The following is a 17,720-nucleotide window of genomic DNA, read 5'->3' as shown; positions in this document are numbered from 1 at the left end:
GGTCCCTCATGCGCCCGGTCCAGCGGGTCGTCGCCCTCGCGACGACGCTCCTCGCCGTCCTCTGCTGCTCGCCGGCGTCCGCCGCCGGGCCGACGTGGCAGGTGGAGACCCTGTCCTCGCCCGACGGGAGCGCTTCGCACACCAAGAACGTGTCGGCCTCGGACGGCACCGGCGCCACGACCGTGGCCTGGCTGGAGTGCGTCGGCGGCCGCTGCGACCTCTTCGCCCGCACCCGCTCGGCCGGCGGGACCTTCGGGCCGGAACGCCGCCTCACCGGCGAGGAGGACGAGAAGCTGTCCAACGGCTCGGTCGACGCGCGATTCCCGATCGCGTCGAACTCCGCCGGCGACGTCGTGGTCGCCTGGGTCTCGTGCCTGGACCCGTCCACGAACGGCGAGCCGTACGCGTGTCGCGTGCGCTTTGCGGTGAAGCGCCGCGGCACGACGACGTGGACGCCCGCTGCGACGGCCGCGGCCGTCGCAGCGCCGTACGGCGAGTGGCCCACCCAGCCGGCGGTCGCGATCAACGACGAAGGCGACGTGACCATCGCGTGGGACCGTCACGCGAACGCCGACGCGAGCAGCGTGGTCCAGGCCGTGACGCTGCAGGACGAGAACGGCACGTATGCGGCGGGGGCCGTCGCCGGCCTGAGCCCCTCGGGCGGGAGCTACCTCCGCAACGAGAACGTCGTCGTCACCACGCGCACGGACGGGACCGCGGTGGCGGCGTGGACCCACTACGACGGCGGGTGCAGCACCGTCCGCTACGCGACGCAGAACGTGAACGGGTCCTGGGATCCGCCGGCGCAGCTCAACCACGGCAGTTGCGAGATCCTCAACGCGGCGGCGATCAGCTTCGCCATCACCCGTGATGGCGACGGCGTCCTGGCCACCTACAGCTGGTCGCAGTTCGTCAGCGGCAGCCGCGACTGGTCGATCCAGGCGCGGACGATCGGGGCGGACGACAGCCTGTCCGCCCCGCAGCTCGTGAGCGATCGCCGCGGGCTGTGGAACGCGAACGACACCGCCTACGAGGACGACGTCCGGCCCCTCGTGACCAACGCCGCGGGCGACGCGGTGCTGGCCGTCTACGCGGACGTCCCCGGCGCCATCGGCTCCTTCCCCGACGTGCTCCCCACGGCGTTCACGCGGCGCGACGGCGTCTGGACCGAGCACGTGCTGGATCCCGTCAACACGACCTCGGCCGGCAGCGTCCAGTTCGTCCCGGGCGCCGCGCTCGAGACGGACGGCACCGCCACGGTGATCTGGACCCAGCCGCAGCAGGACTCGGGCTACCGCGACGTGTACGTCGCGCGCCATCCGCGCGACGGTGCCTGGACCTCGGCGCAGCGCATCAGCGACCCCGACGACCACGCCTACTACCCCTTCGTCTCGGCCGGGGGCGACGGCCCGCCGGTGGTCACGTGGTGGGCGCAGGGACCGGCCGGCTCCCCGATCCGCGCGAGCGTCCTGCGGGGCACCGTGAACCAGGCGCCGACCGCGTCGTTCGACTACGCGCCCGCGGCCCCGGTGGCCGGGCAGGTGACGACGTTCACCTCGACCTCGACCGACGCCGACGGCGCGATCTCCGACACGCGCTGGGACCTCGACGACGACGGGGACTTCGACGACCTGGTCGGGACGACCGCGCAGGCGACGTTCACGCAGGCGGGCACCTACACCGTCGAGGTGCGGGTGTCCGACGACGGCGGCGAGACCGCGACGGCCTCGCGGCAGATCACCGTGGCCCCGGCGCCCGCGGGCGGCGGGGACGGCGGACCGACCCCGCCCGGCGGCTCCACCCCGCCGCCCGGCGGCGGTGGCAGCGGTGGCGGTGGCGCGAGCCCGCCGGTGGTCGTGACCCCGCCGGCCCCGTTCGGCTTCGTGGTCGGCGGCACGCAGGACACGGCGGCCTCGCGGGCGATGCCCGCGGTCGTCGGGCGGAGCCTCGACGACGCCCGCGACAAGGTCCTGCGCGGTGTCGTCTACGCCGACGTCACCGCCGACCGGGTCATCCGCGACGCGGAGGACCTCCCCAAGCGTCCGGGCGGCGGGAGGTGGAAGGTCGGCGAGGTCATCGCCCAGACCCCCGCCGCGAAGAGCACGCACGCCACCAGCACGACGGCGCAGCTCGCGGTCCGCCTGCAGTACTGGGCGGGCGAGAAGGGCGACCGGTCGCACTGCTCGGCGCTGCGCGTGTCGCTGAAGCAGGACGACCTCGACCTCGCGCTCGCCCAGCTGAAGGCCGCCGGGTGCGGCAGCGGCTCGGACCTCGTCCTCGTGCCGACGAAGAGCGCCGCGGATCCGATCGTGAAGTCGATCGCCAAGGACGGCGACGTCACGGTCAACGTGCCGACCGACCAGTCGAAGCTCGACATCGTCACGTGGCGCACCTCCGGCGTCCTGAGCTCGACCGACCCGGGCCCGGTGGCCGACGACTTCTCGCTCACCGCAGGGCAGCCGAACACGTTCGGCGTCACCCTCCGCGACCGTGCGGGCCGTCGCGTCCAGGGCGCCCGCGTCCGGATCGACCTGCACGAGGTCGGCGGGAGCGACGTCACCCGGCAGACCAGCTCCGCCGGCGTCACCGCGGCGACCGTCACGCCGAAGAAGGCGGGCACCATCCACGTGCTCAGCGAGTGGGCGGACCGCTCCGGCGAGCGGATCTACGGCTACACGAGCTTCCGGGTGCGGGACCGCGGCGAGAAGGGCGGCTTCACGACCGTCACGGGCCGCACGTACACCTGGTCGCGATCCTCGCGGCGGTTCACGCTGTCGAGCGCGCCGCGCGCGAGCGCGGCGGGCCTCCCGGAGTTCTTCGCCGCGATCACGTCGTGCCTGAAGGCGCTCGGCGGACAGGTGGCCCAGCTCACCGGCGGGGCCACCGAGCAGGTCGTCGGCGCGACGAAGCAGTTCGGCGTGTCGATCATGTCGCTCGGCCGGGGCACCGTCAGCGGCGACCCGCAGGCCGCGCAGGTGACCAGGGTGACCAGCGGCCTGTGGCGGATCGGCCCGAACGGCGTCGTCGCCTCCGGGGGCGGCAACGTCATCGCCCCGGGCGGCGCGAACGTCGTCGCGGCCGGCGGCGCGAACGTGATCGCGGCGGGTGGCCTGAACCTGATCTCCGACAACGGCCTCGGGGTCATCGCCCCGGGCGGCGGCAACCTGATCACGCTGCCGGACGGCGCCAAGGTCATCGCCCCCGGCGGCGCGAACGTCATCGCCCCGGGCGGGCTCAACCTGATCTCCGACAACGGCCTCGGCGTCATCGCCGCGGGCGGCGGGAACGTCATCGCGGCGGGCGGGCTCAACTAGCGGCCGCTGGTGGCGGGTCGGCCGGGGCTCGCTGCCACCGGCCGGCCCGGATCCCGGTCGCACAGGTTCCGTGCCGCTTGGCGGCCGGAACCTCCATCACCCGTCCGTCGCGGTGGGTCCGCCGGGCGCCCCGGCCGATCACCGGGGCGTGACCGACGACGAGCTCCTCCGCACCTTCGACCGCGCCGGCGCGCCCCTCGGGGTCCGCGAGCTGGCCGAGCGGTCGCGACTGCGGCCCGCGGCCGCGCTCGAGGCGGTCGCGCGGCTGCAACGCGCGGAGCTGCTGACCGTCGTCGGCTACGAGACCGACGACACGGGGCGGCCGGTCGGGCCGCTGCGCTACCGGCCGCGCGAGCCGCGGCCCGTGCGCGGCCTGGCGGCCCGCTAGAGCCCCCAGGAGCGGTAGAGCGCGTCGGCCTGCTCGGGCCGCGCGTAGCGGTGGTCGGCCCGCAGCGGGCCGTCCTCGCGCGTGAACGCGATGTCGATCTGGGCGAGCTGCCCGTCGAGCGGGCGGACGTGCCCGTCGTAGAGGTCGGCGACCGCCCAGCCGTGCTCGGCCATCCAGCCGACGACCTCGGCGAGCTGCGCGCCGCCGGGGTTCAGCGCGAAGAGCGAGACCTCCAGGAGCACGAGCTGCGTGCGCTCGAGCGTCGCGGGGGCGCCCTTGAGGACCTCGAGCTCGGCGCCCTCGACGTCGGCCTTCAGCACGACCGGGCGACCGTCGTCGAGGCCGTGGGCGGCGACGACGTCGTCCAGGCGCCGGACGGGCACGACGCGCCGCTCGACGTCGGCCCCGTCTCCGGCGCGGTCCCCGACCATGCTCGAGCAGGCCAGGACGCGGTGGACGCCGATCTCCAGCTCGCCCGGCTGCGGGCCGGCCGCGCACAGCTCGTAGGCGGACCCGGTGGGCGCGGCGGCGACGAGGTCGCGCAGCGTCGGCTCCCACTCGCGCAGCGGCTCGACGAGCAGCCGGCGGGCGTGCGGGAACGCGTCGTAGAGGACGGGGGTGCCCGCGGCGACCCCGACGTCGACGAGGGTGGCGGGGGCGACGCCGAGCGCCGCGTAGTGCTCGAGGACCTCGGTGAGGGTGCGGCGCACGCCGCGGCCGCGGCGTCGGACCTCGAGCCCGGCCCTGTCGGCGGCGCGCAGGAGGAGCTCGCGGACGCGGGCCTTGGCGATCTCGGGGGTGGCGGACACGGTCGCCGCAGGCTACCCGCGGCGGGCCGTCCGGGCTCCCTGGGCGAGCACGAGCGCGGCGAGCGCCGCGGCGGCGACGGCGACGACCGCCGTCGTGGCGCCGAGCACGGCGAGGACGACGGCGAGCTTCAGCGCCGCGACGACGGCGATGACGGCGGAGCGGGCGACCACCTCAGCGGTACGTCCGCCGGCTGCGGCGGGGTCACCCGGCGACCGGACCCCCGCCAGTCGTTGGCACTCGTGTGAAAAGAGTGCCAACCGGACTGGCGCGAGACGCTCCGGTGTGTATCCTGCGGCGGAGTGGTTGGCACTCTCGACCGGTGAGTGCCAAACCCGACGTCACCGAACCACCTGCTCCCCACGGAGGAAGCATGTCCCTGAACCTGAAGCCGCTGGGTGATCGCCTGATCGTCCGCGCCATCGACGAGGAGGAGACCACGGCCAGCGGCCTGGTGCTCCCCGACACCGCCAAGGAGAAGCCCCAGAAGGGCGAGGTCCTCGCGGTCGGCGACGGCAAGCTCGAGGACGACGGCAAGCGCATCCCGCTCGACGTCGCCGCCGGCGACACCGTCCTGTACAGCAAGTACGGCGGCACCGAGATCAAGGTCGACGGCGAGGACCTCCTGGTCCTTCGCGAGTCCGACGTCCTCGCCAAGGTCACGAAGTAGGAAGAGGAACCAGATATGGCTCACAAGGAGATCAAGTTCGACTCGTCCGCGCGCAAGGCCCTCGAGGCCGGCGTGGACGCCGTCGCCAACGCCGTCAAGGTGACGCTCGGCCCGAAGGGCCGCTACGTCGTCCTCGACAAGAAGTTCGGCGCCCCGACGATCACCAACGACGGTGTCACCATCGCTCGTGAGATCGAGGTCGAGGACGTCTTCGAGAACCAGGGCGCGCAGCTCGTCCGCGAGGTCGCCACGGCGACCAACGACGTCGCCGGCGACGGCACCACCACCGCGACCGTCCTCGCGCAGGCCATCGTCCGCGCGGGTCTGAAGAACGTCGCGGCCGGCGCCAACCCGCTCGCGCTCAAGAAGGGCATCGAGACGGCGGTCAACTCGATCGTCGACAACATCGCCAAGCAGTCCAAGCCCGTCAGCGGCAAGGAGCAGATCGCGCGCGTCGCGTCCATCTCCGCCGGTGACGACGAGATCGGCGACGTCATCGCCGACGCGATCGACAAGGTCGGCAAGGACGGCGTCGTGAACGTCGAGGAGGGCAACACCTTCGGCCTCGAGCTCGAGTTCACCGAGGGCATGCAGTTCGACAAGGGCTACGTCTCGCCCTACATGGTCACCGACCAGGACCGCATGGAGGCCGTGCTCGAGGATCCGTTCATCCTCATCGCGAACCAGAAGATCGGCTCCGTCCGCGACGTCCTGCCCGTCCTGGAGCAGGTCATCCAGTCCGGCAAGAGCATCCTCATCATCGCCGAGGACCTCGAGGGCGAGGCCCTCGCGACCCTCGTCGTGAACAAGCTGCGCGGCACCTTCACGGGCGTCGCGGTCAAGGCGCCGGGCTTCGGCGACCGCCGCAAGCGCATGCTCGAGGACATCGCCATCCTGACCGGCGGCGAGGTCATCACCGAGGAGATGGGCCTCAAGCTCGAGAACACCCAGATCACGCAGCTCGGTCGCGCCCGTCGCGTCGTCGTGTCGAAGGACGCCACGACCATCGTCGACGGCGCCGGCGATGCGGCCGCCATCAAGGGCCGCATCAACCAGATCAAGTCCGAGGTCGAGAACACCGACTCCGACTTCGACCGCGAGAAGCTCCAGGAGCGCCTCGCGAAGCTGTCCGGCGGCGTCGCGGTCGTCAAGGTCGGCGCGGCCACCGAGACCGAGGTCAAGGAGAAGAAGCACCGCGTCGAGGACGCCCTGCAGGCGACCCGTGCGGCGCTCGAGGAGGGCATCGTCCCCGGTGGCGGCGTCGCGCTGCTCCAGGCGGCCGACACCCTGAAGCTCGACGACTACGACTCCGACGAGCAGACCGGCGCGCGCATCATCCTGCGTTCGCTGGAGGAGCCGCTCCGTCAGATCGCCGAGAACGCCGGCCTCGAGGGCTCGGTCGTCGTCAACGACGTCCGCAAGGCGAAGAAGGGCCACGGCCTCAACGCCGCGACCGGCGAGATCGTCGACCTCATCGCCGAGGGCGTCATCGACCCGGCCATGGTCACGCGCTCCGCGCTGCAGAACGCGGCGTCGATCGCGAAGAACATTCTCACCACCGAGGCCATCGTCGCCGAGATCCCCGAGAAGGACGGCGGCGGGATGGGTGGCGGCATGCCCGACATGGGCGGCATGATGTAGCCACGTCCCCCCGGGGACTGCAGGTCTGATCGGAGGGTCCGGCGTTCGCGCCGGGCCCTCCGTCGTCTCAGCGCCCGGGGCGCAGCGGCAGGCGGACCGTGACGGTCTGCGGCGCGGTGTCCGCGTCGCCCGCGTAGGCGAGCGTCAACGTCGCGGTGCGGGCGCGCGCGATCGCGGGGCCGACCGTGCGGCGGATCGTCACCCGGCCCCGGGCCGGGACGACCGGCGCCCGGAACCGCAGCGTCCGTCCGGCCGCCCGCAGCGTCACGCGCACGGCACCGGAGGCGCGGGCGCTGATCGGGGCGACGACGACGAGCCGGCGCCTGGCCGCCGACAGCGACGCGCGGCGCACGGTGAGCTTCGCCGGTCGCCGGGCGGCTGCGGGCACGGCGGTCGCCGGCGTGGCGGTCACCGGGATGGCAGGGACGGTGGTCGGGGTCGCGGCGGCAGGGGGACGGCTCGGCCGGGGCGGCCGTGTCCTCCGCGGGGGCGGGCGCACCCCGGAGGACCGCGAAGGTCCGCACCGCGGGGGAGTCGTCCAGCAGCGTGTCGCCGTCGCGCGCGCGGACGCGGAAGACGTGCAGGCCGTCGGCGAGCTCGGGCAGGGTCAGCGGGCTCGTGCACGGCGCCCACGCCGCGTCGTCCAGGCGGCAGTCGAGCTGCAGGCCGGGCTCGGCGGGGTCGGGGCCGAAGCGCAGGACCGGGGACGGGTCGAGGATCGTCGCGCCCTCGTCCGGCCCGGCGACGATCGCGGTGTCGGGCGCCACGGTCGGGTCGGTGAGCGCCACCTCGACGCGCGCGGTCGAGCCCGGATCGCCCGGGGTGCCGAGGGCGACCGCGGTCACCGTCGTGCCGCCCCGGGTGAACGAGCGGCCCGCGGTCAGGCCGAATACGTCCCCGGCGGCCGGGTTCGTCTTCGGGTACGCCTGCAGCGTCGCGGTGCGCCCGTCGGCCTCGACCTGCTCGACGGTGATCCCGGGGTTCGGGATCCGGGTCTGGAACGTCGCCAGCGAGGACGCGTAGTAGGAGAGCGCGTCGCGGGCGCCGCCGCTGCGCCAGTCCACGAACCGCACCGCGCCGCCGACCGGGTCGACGAGCCGCAGCCCGCGCAGGCCGGCGGCGGTCCCGCGGGCGCGCAGGTCGTAGGTGGCGCGGACGGTCCGCCGTCCGGCCGGCAGCCGCACGTCGGCGATCTCGTCCGGGTCCGCGATCCCGAGCCGGGCGCGCTCGAAGCTGTCGAGCGCCGCGGGGGTGAACGGCGGGTCGGCGACGACCGTCGCCCCCATGATCGCGTAGAGGTTGCCGTACTCGCCGACGCTCGCGCAGCCGGGCAGCGAGTCCGTGCAGGCGTGCGCGTGCCCGAGGCTGAGGTTGTGACCGAGCTCGTGCAGCAGCGTGTGGAGGTTCTTCGTCGGGCTCCAGTTGAAGTTCAGCCGGCCGCCGCTGGCGATGCTCGTGCCGACCGTCCCGATCCCGCCGCCGCAGCTGGTGCCGCCGACGACGATCAGGTGGTTGCCCGATGTCGAGGAGAACGAGACGCCCGGGTAGGCGTTCGTGGCGGCCTCGTTGTAGAGCGTCGAGCCGCTCGAGCAGTCCGACGCCGTCGAGAAGGTCCGCAGGTCGACGCGCGTGAAGCTCGAGATCGCGCCGTTGCTCTCCTCCTGCCAGCGGGCCAGGGCGGTGTCGACGAGCGCGCCGATCTGCGCGTCGGTCGCGGTGGTGCCGTCGCCGTTGTCCAGCGTGCCGCGGTTGCCGACCTTCGCCACGTACGCCCGGTGCGCGCTGACGGGGCCGGTCGCCGAGCGCGGGGACGTGTCGAGCGTCGCGCGGCGCACCTCCCCGGCGTCGGTGACGGTCGCGGTGACCGGGTTGTCGAGGGCGGCCTCCGGCAGCTCCACGTCCCCGAAGTCGACGGGCACGAGCTCACCGGACGGACGTTCGAGCAGATAGCGCTCGGGGCCGTGGCTGAGCTCGACGAGGTCGCCCTGCAGGGTCGCGGTCGTGGTCGCCGTGACGGTCGGGTCGGCGAACCGCACGGTGCGCCCGTCCTGCCGCAGCGACGGGGCCCCGAGGGCCGGGGAGGGAGGAGAGTGCGACGAGGGTCGCGGACAGCAGCAGGACGGGGCGGCGCATCACTCGGGGTCATCGACCGGCAGGGCCAGGGACATGACCCTGCGATACTGCCGGAGTGCCACGGACGCCGCTGGAGCGACTGCTCGGGATCCTCAAGGCCCTCGCGGCGATCGCCGCCGGGCTGGCGATCGGACTGGGCATCGGCGCCGCCGCCGGTGCGCTCGGCGGGGACGACGACGGGGACGGATCGACGACGACGCAGGCCGCCACGGCGGCGACCGGCACCGCCACCGCGGCGGACCGTCCCGACGCCGACGCGACCGTCGATCCGCGCGAGATCCCGCTGGCCGACGGCGTGCGCGTGCGGCTCGTCCGCGCGACGTTCGAGGCCGCGACGACGAAGCGCGGCCGCGAGCGGCGACGCGCGCGGGTCGCCGTCGTCGTGCGGCTGCGCAACGGCGGAACGAGGGCGCTGGACGCCTTCCCGGCCGGGCCGCTGGCCCGGCTGCGGCTCGTCGCCGGGGACGACCGCGTGCAGCCCGACCCGCGCGCGGTCGAGCCCGCCGGGCCGCTCGCGGCGCGCCTGCCCGCCGGCCGCAGCGTCCAGGGCGAGCTGCGGTTCGAGACCGCGGGGGCGACGACGCTCGCGCTGCGCGACCGCGAGACGGTCGCGGTGCGCATCGGCAGCCGCGCCGTCTCGCTCCCCCTGGACTGATCCCGCGCGCAGGACGGTCCGCGCCGCTCAGTGCGCGGCGGCGGGCGCGGCGTGGGGGCTCGCCAGCACCCCGGGGCGCAGCAGCAGCCGGGTGATGATCGCCCCGACCACGAAGATCCCCGCTCCGACCCAGAACGCGACCGTGTAGCCGTGCACCGCCGCCTCCGCGGCGACCGCGGGGCCGGGCACGCGGTCCTCGACGTACCCGCTGGTGGCCGAGACCACGAGCGTCGTCAGGAGCGCGGTGCCGATCGCGCCGCCGACCTGCTGGGAGGTGTTGACCATCGCCGACGCGACGCCGGAGTCCTGCGGGGCGACGCCCGCGGTCGCACCCTGGAAGGCGGGGGCGAAGACGAGACCGAACCCGATGCCGACGAGGATCAGCGACGGCAGCACGTGGGTGGCGTAGCCGCCGTCGACCTCGATGCGGGTCAGCAGCGCGAGACCGACCGCGGCGAGCCCCATGCCGGTGGGGATCAGCGGCCGGGGACCGGTCCGGGCGAGGATCCGGGTGTTCACGAGGATCGACGTCGAGACGATCGAGAGGTTCATCGGCATGAACGCCACGCCGGTCTCGATCGGCGAGAAGTCGAGCGTCTGCTGCAGGTAGAACGTCAGGAAGATGAAGACGCCGAAGATGCCGACGCCGGCGCTCATCATCGCGAAGTACGCGCCGCCCCGATTGCGGTCGACCACGACGCGCATCGGCAGCAGCGGGTGCTCAGCGCGGCGCTGCAACTGCACGAACACGGTCAGCAGGACGACCGCGACCACGAACAGGCCGAGCGTCAGCGCGTCGGTCCAGCCGTCGCTCTCGGCGTGCGAGAAGCCGTAGACGAGCGCCAGCAGGCCGGTCGTCGCGGTGACGGTGCCGGGCAGGTCCAGTGGCGGGCGCATCGGGGAGGGCAGGTGGTGCAGCAGGCGCGACCCCGCTGCGGCGGCGGGCAGCGCGAACACGAGCGTCACGAACAGGCACCAGCGCCAGTCGAGGACCTCGGTGAGGACGCCGCCGAGCAGCAGCCCGACCGCGCCGCCCACGCCCGCGATCGCGCCGTAGATGCCGAACGCCTTGCCACGCTCGGCCGGGTCGGTGAACGTCACCGCCAGCAGCGACAGCGCCGCCGGGGCCAGCAGCGCCCCGAACGCGCCCTGCAGCGCGCGGGCGGTCACGAGCACCCCGAAGCTCTGGGCGAGGCCGCCAAGCGCGGACGCGGCGGCGAAGCCGAGCAGCCCGGTGATGAACGCCCGCTTGCGCCCGAACAGGTCGCTGATGCGCCCGCCGAGCAGCAGCAGGCTGCCGAAGGGCAGCGCGTACGCGGTGATGATCCACTGGCGGTTGGCGTCGGAGAAGCCGAGGTCCGCCTGGGCGGACGGGAGCGCGATGTTCACGATCGTCGCGTCGAGGACGACCATGAGCTGCGCGATCCCGATGACGCCGAGGATCAGCCAGCGTCGCTCGAAGTGGGGATCCTGGGTCTGTGCGGTGACCATGGGTCCACGCTACCAAAGCGGAAGCACGGCTCCGCTTTTGGTGCGGCGACTGTCGTAGCATCGCGTCGGTGACGGACCTGGCGGGTCCGCGATGAGTTCCCGCCTGCTCCCCGGTCAGACGCACAGACGACCACCGAAGGAGACCCCGTGTCACGCGACAACGGCCTCGCCATCGAGGCCACCGGACTGATCAAGACGTTCGGCGAGCACCGCGCCGTCGACGGCGTGGACCTCGCCGTGCGCCGCGGCACCGTCTACGGCGTCCTGGGCCCCAACGGGGCCGGGAAGACGACGACCATCAAGATGCTCGCCACGCTCCTGCGCCCCGACGGCGGGACCGCCCGCGTGCTCGGGCACGACGTCGTGACGGAGGCCGACCGGGTCCGCGAGCGGATCAGCCTCACCGGCCAGCTCGCCTCCGTCGACGAGGACCTCACCGGTCGCGAGAACCTCCTGCTGCTCGCCCGCCTGCTCGGCTACCGCGGCGGCGCCGCCGCCGCGCGCGCCGACCAGCTGCTCGCCGCCTTCGGCCTGGAGGCGGCCGCCGGACGGCAGGCCAAGCACTACTCCGGCGGCATGCGCCGGCGGCTGGACATCGCGGCGAGCATCGTCGTGACCCCCCAGCTGATGTTCCTCGACGAGCCGACCACCGGCCTGGACCCGCGCTCGCGCGCGGAGGTCTGGGACATCGTCCGCGCGCTCGTCGGCGAGGGCACGACGGTGCTGCTGTGCACGCAGTACCTCGACGAGGCCGACCAGCTCGCCGACCGCATCGCGGTGATCGACCGCGGCACCGTGATCGCCGAGGGCACCCCCGGGCAGCTGAAGGGATCCGTCGGGCAGAGCACGCTGCACGTGCGGCTCGCCGACCCGGACCGCCGCGCCGACGCGCGCGCGGCACTCGAACGCGCGATCGGCGGGGAGGCGCAGCTGCTCCCCGAGCCCGCCTCCCTGACGATCCCGGTGGCCGACGCGGCGCTCGCCGCGCGCGCCCTCGGGGACCTCGATGGGCTCGGCGTCCGCGTCGAGAGCTTCGGCCTGGGCCAGCCGAGCCTCGACGAGGTCTTCCTCGCCCTCACCGGCCAGACCCCCGACGAGCAGACCCCGCAGCAGGAGGCGACCGCGCGATGAGCACCGTCGAGCACGACCAGCAGGACACGTTCACCACCGGGGAGGCGCTCCACGCCGCCCTGCAGTCCGGGGAGCGCCCGCCGCGCCCCGGCGCGCTGTCGACCGCGATGACGTTCGGCTGGCGCGGCATGCTGAAGATCAAGCACGTGCCCGAGCAGCTCCTCGACGTCCTCGTGACGCCGGTGCTGTTCCTGGTGATGTTCACCTACCTGTTCGGCGGCGCGGTCGCCGGCGGGACCGGCGAGTACCTCCAGTACATCCTCCCCGGGATCCTCGTGCAGGCCGTCCTCTTCACCACCGTGTACTCGGGGGTGACGCTCAACACCGACATGACCAAGGGCGTCGTCGACCGCGTCCGCACCCTGCCGATCTGGCGGCCGTCCCCGCTCGTCGGCGCGGTCCTCGGCGACTGCGTCCGGTACCTGATCGCGTCGGCGATGACGATCCTCGTCGGCATCGCGCTCGGCTTCGACGTCGAGGGCGGGCTGCTCGCGGCCGTCGCCGCCGTCGCGCTCGTGATCGCGTTCGCGTTCGGCCTGAGCTGGGTCTTCACGACCCTCGGCCTGATCATGCGCACCCCCAACGCGGTGCTCAACGCCGGCTTCATGGCCGTCTTCCCGCTGCTGTTCCTGTCGAACATCTTCGTCGACCCGGCGACGATGCCCGCCGGCCTCGAGGCGTTCGTGGACGTCAACCCGATCTCGCACCTCGTGACCGCCACACGCGACCTGATGGCCGGCAGCGCCGCGGCCGGCGACGTCCTGCTCGTGCTCGGCGAGGCGGCGGTCATCACCGCGGTCTTCGCGCCGCTGACCGCGCGGATGTACGGGAGGACCAGGTAGGGGAGACTGCGCGACGATGAGCGAGCGCAACGTCCTGGGCGGGCCGCTGGAGCCGTGCGGCACCGACCCCCTCACCGGCTTCTACCGTGACGGATGCTGCGCCACCGGGCCCGAGGACCTGGGGGCGCACACGATCTGCGCGGTCGTCACCGAGGAGTTCCTCGCGCACCAGCGGTCGATCGGCAACGACCTCTCCACCCCGGTGCCCGCCTTCCGCTTCCCGGGCCTCGTGCCCGGGGACCGCTGGTGCGTCACCGCGCGCAACTGGCTGCGCGCCCACGAGGACGGGGCCGCGGCGTTCGTCGTGCTCGCGGCGACGAACGAGCGGACCCTCGACCTCGTCCCGCTCGAGGCGCTGCAGGAGCACGCGGTCGACGTGCCCGCGGACCCATCGTCGCTGCTCGATGACTGACACGCGGTCGCTGGAGCCGTCCCCGGACGCGGTCCGGCGGATGGTCGAGGTGCTCGCCCCTCAGTCACCGGGTTCACGCGAGCTTGTCGGGCGCGCCAACGTCAGGACCGGCTGGCGCGTAGGCTCGCCCACACCACGGCGGCAAGAAGATCATTCAGAGACTGGGAATCCCGGGGAATTTTCGGAAGGCTGGCGGCCGGTCCACAACGTCGCCCTTCGGCCAGCACGAGCCCTATGTTGATCGCGACGCGTTTGTTGCTCTACCTCGTGTTCATGGCTACGAGTGTCCCGGCGCTGACGTCGGCGGCCAAGGCGAATTGGGCGGAGGCGGCGGCCTTTGGCATGATCGCCGCAATCGCCCTTGGATCTGAGGTCGTAGTCGCACGGATTTTCGACCCCGACTCCGGCGAAGAGTGAGCAACGCGGCGACGCGAGACGCCCGTCGCCGAGCAGGGCGGGACCGGGATCGACGGAGACTGGGATGAACCCCAACCGCGGCACCCGATCGGCCCCCCACCGATCGACGCTCTCCCGCGCGAAGGATCCGCACCCCCCGGGCGGACGGTTCGCTCCTGACTTCCGTTCCCGCGCGCGATAGGGATGGGCCATGCACCCTGGAGCCCACGATCCCTCGAAGCCCGCGCTCGTCATGGCGGGCAGCGGCCACGTCACGACCTTCGGCGACCTCGAGACCGCCGCGAACCGGCTGTCGCACCTCTTCCGCCAGCACGGCCTCGGCGTCGGCGACCACGTCGCCATGACGATCGAGAACGCCCCGGTGTTCCTCGACGTCCTCTGGGGCGCCCATTACGCCGGGCTGCTGTACACGGCGACGTCGACCGCGCTGAGCGCCGAGGAGCTCTCCTACATCGTCGACAACTGCGACGCGCGGATCTACGTCCTCAGCGCGAAGTACGCCGACAAGGCTGCGGCGATCAAGGCCGCGACGCCGACCGTCGAGCACTACTACTCCGTCGGCGGTGACATCGACGGCTACACGTCGCTGGAGAACGCGATCGAGGGCCTGCCGGACACGCCGCTGGGCGAGGAGCGGATCGGCGGGCGCGACATGCTCTACAGCTCCGGCACGACCGGCAAGCCGAAGGGCATCACCCCCCGCTCGCTGGAGGCGCCCTACGACGCGCCGCACCTCATCACCCCGGTGCTCAAGGGCCTGCTCGGCGCGTCCCCGGACGACGTGTACCTGTCGCCCGCCCCCCCTGTACCACGCGGCCCCGCTGCGCTGGGTCATGAGCTACCAGCAGATGGGCTGCACCGTGGTGATGATGGAGCGCTTCGACGCCGAGGAGATGCTGCGGCTGATCGAGCAGCACCGCGTCACCTCGATGCAGGTCGTCCCGACGATGTTCGTGCGGCTGCTGCGCCTGCCGCAGGAGGTGCGCGACGCCGCCGACGTGTCGTCGCTGAAGGCCGTCACGCACGCGGCCGCCCCGTGCCCGCCCGAGGTCAAGCACCAGATGATCGACTGGCTCGGCCCGATCATCCACGAGTACTACGGCTCGACCGAGGGCTGCGGGGTCACCTGGATCACCGCGGGCCAGTGGCTCGAGCACCCCGGGTCCGTCGGCAAGGCCGTCATCGGGCAGCCGAAGATCCTCGGGGAGGACGGGCAGGAGGTCGCGCCCGGGCAGACGGGCGCCGTGTACTTCGCCGAGGGCCCGCCGTTCCAGTACCACAAGGACCCGGAGAAGACGGCGACCGTCGTCAACGACCAGGGCTGGGCGCAGTTCGGCGACATCGGCCACCTCGACGAGGACGGCTTCCTCTACCTGACCGACCGGGCGTCGTACACGATCATCACCGGGGGCGTGAACGTCTACCCGCAGGAGGCCGAGGACGTGCTGCTCGCGCACGACGCAGTGATGGACGCCGCCGTCTTCGGCGTGCCGGACGCCGACTTCGGCGAGGCCGTCCAGGCGGTCGTGCAGCCGCGGACGCTCCCGTCCTCCGCGGAGGAGGCCGCCGCCCTGGAGGCCGAGCTGATCGCGTACTGCCAGTCGAAGCTCTCCAAGATCAAGTGCCCGAAGGCCGTGCACTTCCGCGCCGAGCTGCCGCGCACCGACACCGGCAAGCTGTTCAAGCGGATCCTCAAGGACGAGTACGCGAAGGCGGCCGCCGAGGGCCGCGAGATCGCGGCCGTCTGACCCGCCGCACGGGGGTGGGTATCGTCGCCCCCATGAGCAAGATCCTCTACACCGCCCAGGCCACCGTCTCCGGGGGCCGGGGCGACGGCCACGGCGAGACCTCCGACGGGGCGCTCGCCGTGGACCTGCGGATGCCGGCCGAGCTCGGCGGCGAGGGCGGCGGGACGAACCCCGAGCAGCTGTTCGCGATCGGCTTCGCCGCCTGCTTCGAGGGCGCGCTCGGGGCCGTCGCCCGGCGCACGAAGGCGGAGCTCGGGGACGTGTCGATCACCTCGCGCGTGAACCTCCACCCCACGCCCGAGCGCAGCTTCGCGCTGTCGGTCGAGATGGACGTGACGCTCCCCGGCGTGCCGGACGCGGCGGCCGCCGCCGACATCGTCCGCGCGGCGCACGAGGTCTGCCCGTACTCCAACGCGACGCGCGGCAACATCGACGTGACGTTCACCGCCAACGGGGCCGCCGTCTAGCCTCGCCGGATAAGGCGTCCTGCGCGGATGCTGCACGGCACGGTCGTCTCGCTGCACCGCTGGCCCGTCAAGTCGATGGGCGGCGAGCAGGTCGACGCGCTCGTGGTCGACGGGCGCGGCGCGGCGGGCGACCGCACGCACGCGCTCTACGACGTCCACCAGGACGCCTCGCGGCGGCTGACCGCCCGGCAGGCCTCGCGGATGCTGCGCTGGTCGGCGCGCTACCCGGACGTGGCGCCCGACGCGCTCGACCCCGACGACCCGCCGCTGCCGCACCTGACCGCACCCGACGGCGCCGGCCCGTGGCGGTGGGACGACCCGGCGCTGCCCGGCGCGCTGGCCGCCGACCTCGGCCGGTCGGTGACGCTGCGCCGCGACGTGGCCGGCCAGCAGGATCTCGGGGGCACCGTGCTGCTCACGACGGCCGCCACCCACGAGGCGGTCGAGGACGTGCTCGGCGACCTCGACCTGCGGCGCTGGCGCACGAACGTGCACGTCCGGCTCGACGGCGTGCCCGCGTACGCGGAGGAGGACTGGGAGGGCGGGTCGATGGAGATCGGCGGCGTGCCGTTCACCTTCCTGCACCCGTGCGTGCGCTGCGTGATCCCGACGCGCGACCCGGACACCGCGGAGCGCCGCCCGGAGATCCTGCGCTGGATCACGCGGGCGCGCAGCGGCCTGTTCGGGATGAACGCCCGGCCGACCGCCCGCGGAGTCCTGCGCGTCGGGGACACCGTGACCATCGCGCCGCCCGGCCGTTGAGCGCGTGGGCCACGCGCTGCTGCTGCTCGCCGTGACGGCCGTCGCGGCCGCCCTCGCCCACCGCTTCGCCGGCGGTCCGGGCGTGCCGTCCGCCGCCTCACGACGCCTCGACGATCCCGAGGGCGGGCAGGAGCGCAGCCGTCCCTGGTGGCGGCTCGTCCTGGCGCTCGGCACGACCGTCGGCGGGCGCCGGCTGCGGGAGCGGCTGCCGCTGCGGCGCGGCCGGCGCGCCCCCGACGCGGTCCCCGGCGGGACCGGTCCCGTCACCGGTCGGCGCGACGGGACGCTGCTGCTGCCCGGTCCACGCGACGCGGCGCACGCGCAGGCGGCGACGCGCGCCGCGCTGCTGGCCGTCGCGTCGACGGTCGGGACGCTCGGTGCGACGGCCGGGGACGCCTGGGCGGTCCCGCCGCTGTCCGCGCTCGCCGCGGTGGCGGTCGGGCTCGCCACCGTCCGTCCCGGTGTCGCGCATCCGGCAGCGGCCGCCGTCGTGGTCGCCGTGCTGAGCGGCACGGCCGCCGCCGTCCTCACGGGCGTCGCCGCCGCCGTCGCCGTTGCGGGCACGCTGCGGCGTGGCCGCGACCGGAGCCGGCGGCTCGGCGTCGCGCTCGCGGTGGCGCTCGTCGCCGAAGCGGTCTGGCGACTGTCGGGCTGACCCCTCCCCCGGAGCGGGCGCCGACCGATAGCATGCGCCACGCGACGCACGAGGAACCCGGTGCAACTCCGGGACGGTCCTCGCCACTGTGACCGGGGAGCGACCCCCATCGAGCCACTGGACCCACCGGTCCGGGAAGGCGGAGGGAAGCGACGATCCGGGAGTCAGGAGACTCGGCTTCGCGCAT

The 17,720-nt window shown here is 73.8% G+C and carries 15 protein-coding genes, 1 pseudogene and 1 riboswitch; of the genes and pseudogenes, 13 read left to right on the top strand and 3 right to left on the bottom strand.

Annotated elements, in window-relative coordinates; translation table 11 throughout:
* The first annotated feature begins 8 nt into the window (after positions 1–8).
* Together GKE82_RS16120 and GKE82_RS16115 are read left to right on the top strand one after the other, a co-directional pair.
* Positions 9–3,314, top strand: a complete 3,306-nt coding sequence (locus GKE82_RS16120) for a PKD domain-containing protein (RefSeq protein WP_154733989.1) — start codon at positions 9–11, stop codon at positions 3,312–3,314.
* Positions 3,315–3,462: 148 nt separating this feature from the next.
* A complete protein-coding gene (locus GKE82_RS16115; protein ID WP_154733988.1) occupies positions 3,463–3,702 on the top strand; it encodes a hypothetical protein in 240 nt (79 codons plus the stop codon).
* On the opposite strand, the gene GKE82_RS16110 is transcribed toward GKE82_RS16115, so the two are convergent.
* Together GKE82_RS16110 and GKE82_RS16105 are read right to left on the bottom strand one after the other, a co-directional pair.
* Entirely contained in the window at positions 3,699–4,511 is an 813-nt protein-coding gene (locus tag GKE82_RS16110) for an FkbM family methyltransferase (RefSeq protein WP_154733987.1), read from the bottom strand. The genes GKE82_RS16115 and GKE82_RS16110 overlap by 4 nt on opposite strands.
* Before the next feature lie 12 nt (positions 4,512–4,523).
* Positions 4,524–4,682 (bottom strand): hypothetical protein, encoded by a 159-nt coding sequence (locus GKE82_RS16105; protein ID WP_154733986.1) that lies wholly within the window; start codon positions 4,680–4,682, stop codon positions 4,524–4,526.
* A gap of 200 nt (positions 4,683–4,882) precedes the next feature.
* Between GKE82_RS16105 and groES the strand changes: the two genes are divergently transcribed.
* The 3 genes from groES to GKE82_RS16090 all read left to right on the top strand — a co-directional run bounded on the left by groES (position 4,883) and on the right by GKE82_RS16090 (position 9,608).
* Positions 4,883–5,179 (top strand): co-chaperone GroES, encoded by a 297-nt coding sequence (gene groES / locus GKE82_RS16100; protein WP_107568061.1) that lies wholly within the window; start codon positions 4,883–4,885, stop codon positions 5,177–5,179.
* A 15-nt stretch (positions 5,180–5,194) separates the two neighbouring features.
* Positions 5,195–6,820: a chaperonin GroEL gene (gene groL, locus GKE82_RS16095; RefSeq protein WP_107568059.1), complete on the top strand. Its 1,626-nt coding sequence runs from the start codon at positions 5,195–5,197 to the stop codon at positions 6,818–6,820.
* Positions 6,821–9,008: 2,188 nt separating this feature from the next.
* Positions 9,009–9,608 (top strand): hypothetical protein, encoded by a 600-nt coding sequence (locus GKE82_RS16090; RefSeq protein ID WP_154733985.1) that lies wholly within the window; start codon positions 9,009–9,011, stop codon positions 9,606–9,608.
* Positions 9,609–9,635: 27 nt separating this feature from the next.
* Here the strand turns inward: GKE82_RS16090 and GKE82_RS16085 are convergent, their stop codons facing one another.
* The gene (locus GKE82_RS16085) at positions 9,636–11,099 is read right to left on the bottom strand and encodes an MFS transporter (protein ID WP_154733984.1); all 1,464 of its coding nucleotides are present in this window, start codon (positions 11,097–11,099) and stop codon (positions 9,636–9,638) included.
* A gap of 147 nt (positions 11,100–11,246) precedes the next feature.
* Here GKE82_RS16085 and GKE82_RS16080 point away from each other — a divergent pair, with 147 nt between their 5' ends.
* The 8 genes and pseudogenes from GKE82_RS16080 (at position 11,247) to GKE82_RS16045 (ending at position 17,533) form a co-directional block, all read left to right on the top strand.
* Complete coding sequence (locus GKE82_RS16080; RefSeq protein WP_309233640.1) at positions 11,247–12,230, top strand: ATP-binding cassette domain-containing protein; 984 nt, start codon at positions 11,247–11,249, stop codon at positions 12,228–12,230.
* Positions 12,227–13,072 (top strand): ABC transporter permease, encoded by an 846-nt coding sequence (locus tag GKE82_RS16075; protein ID WP_154733983.1) that lies wholly within the window; start codon positions 12,227–12,229, stop codon positions 13,070–13,072. The genes GKE82_RS16080 and GKE82_RS16075 overlap by 4 nt, the downstream gene beginning before the upstream one ends.
* A 16-nt stretch (positions 13,073–13,088) precedes the next feature.
* Positions 13,089–13,484: a DUF2237 family protein gene (locus tag GKE82_RS16070; RefSeq protein ID WP_107568047.1), complete on the top strand. Its 396-nt coding sequence runs from the start codon at positions 13,089–13,091 to the stop codon at positions 13,482–13,484.
* A gap of 234 nt (positions 13,485–13,718) precedes the next feature.
* Positions 13,719–13,901: a hypothetical protein gene (locus GKE82_RS16065; RefSeq protein WP_154733982.1), complete on the top strand. Its 183-nt coding sequence runs from the start codon at positions 13,719–13,721 to the stop codon at positions 13,899–13,901.
* Positions 13,902–14,091: 190 nt separating this feature from the next.
* Positions 14,092–15,649 (top strand): annotated as a pseudogene (locus GKE82_RS31515) (AMP-binding protein).
* Positions 15,650–15,681: 32 nt separating this feature from the next.
* Positions 15,682–16,116 carry an organic hydroperoxide resistance protein gene (locus GKE82_RS16055; protein WP_154733981.1) on the top strand — a complete coding sequence of 145 codons (435 nt, stop codon included), beginning with the start codon at positions 15,682–15,684 and terminating at the stop codon, positions 16,114–16,116.
* Positions 16,117–16,143: 27 nt separating this feature from the next.
* Positions 16,144–16,878, top strand: coding sequence for an MOSC domain-containing protein (locus GKE82_RS16050; protein WP_154733980.1), 735 nt, complete (start codon positions 16,144–16,146; stop codon positions 16,876–16,878).
* A gap of 4 nt (positions 16,879–16,882) precedes the next feature.
* Positions 16,883–17,533 carry a hypothetical protein gene (locus GKE82_RS16045; protein WP_154733979.1) on the top strand — a complete coding sequence of 217 codons (651 nt, stop codon included), beginning with the start codon at positions 16,883–16,885 and terminating at the stop codon, positions 17,531–17,533.
* A gap of 48 nt (positions 17,534–17,581) precedes the next feature.
* Positions 17,582–17,708, top strand: a riboswitch (cobalamin riboswitch).
* Positions 17,709–17,720 lie beyond the last annotated feature (12 nt).

This window comes from Conexibacter sp. W3-3-2 (assembly GCF_009707605.1).
In the GTDB taxonomy this organism is placed as follows: Bacteria; Actinomycetota; Thermoleophilia; order Solirubrobacterales; family Solirubrobacteraceae; genus Paraconexibacter; species Paraconexibacter algicola.
The sequence above is the reverse complement of the archived record's forward strand: the minus strand, read 5'-3'. Positions and strand labels throughout refer to the sequence as shown.

Bases quoted from the DNA above. Each gene is read 5' to 3' on its own strand.
- GKE82_RS16120 (WP_154733989.1), top strand. From the start codon at position 9: ATGCGCCCGGTCCAGCGGGTCGTCGCCCTCGCGACGACGCTCCTCGCC.
- groES (WP_107568061.1), top strand. From the start codon at position 4,883: ATGTCCCTGAACCTGAAGCCGCTGGGTGATCGCCTGATCGTCCGCGCC.
- groL (WP_107568059.1), top strand. From the start codon at position 5,195: ATGGCTCACAAGGAGATCAAGTTCGACTCGTCCGCGCGCAAGGCCCTC.
- GKE82_RS16085 (WP_154733984.1), bottom strand. From the start codon at position 11,099: ATGGTCACCGCACAGACCCAGGATCCCCACTTCGAGCGACGCTGGCTG.
- GKE82_RS16075 (WP_154733983.1), top strand. From the start codon at position 12,227: ATGAGCACCGTCGAGCACGACCAGCAGGACACGTTCACCACCGGGGAG.
- GKE82_RS16070 (WP_107568047.1), top strand. From the start codon at position 13,089: ATGAGCGAGCGCAACGTCCTGGGCGGGCCGCTGGAGCCGTGCGGCACC.
- GKE82_RS16065 (WP_154733982.1), top strand. From the start codon at position 13,719: ATGTTGATCGCGACGCGTTTGTTGCTCTACCTCGTGTTCATGGCTACG.
- GKE82_RS16055 (WP_154733981.1), top strand. From the start codon at position 15,682: ATGAGCAAGATCCTCTACACCGCCCAGGCCACCGTCTCCGGGGGCCGG.
- GKE82_RS16050 (WP_154733980.1), top strand. From the start codon at position 16,144: ATGCTGCACGGCACGGTCGTCTCGCTGCACCGCTGGCCCGTCAAGTCG.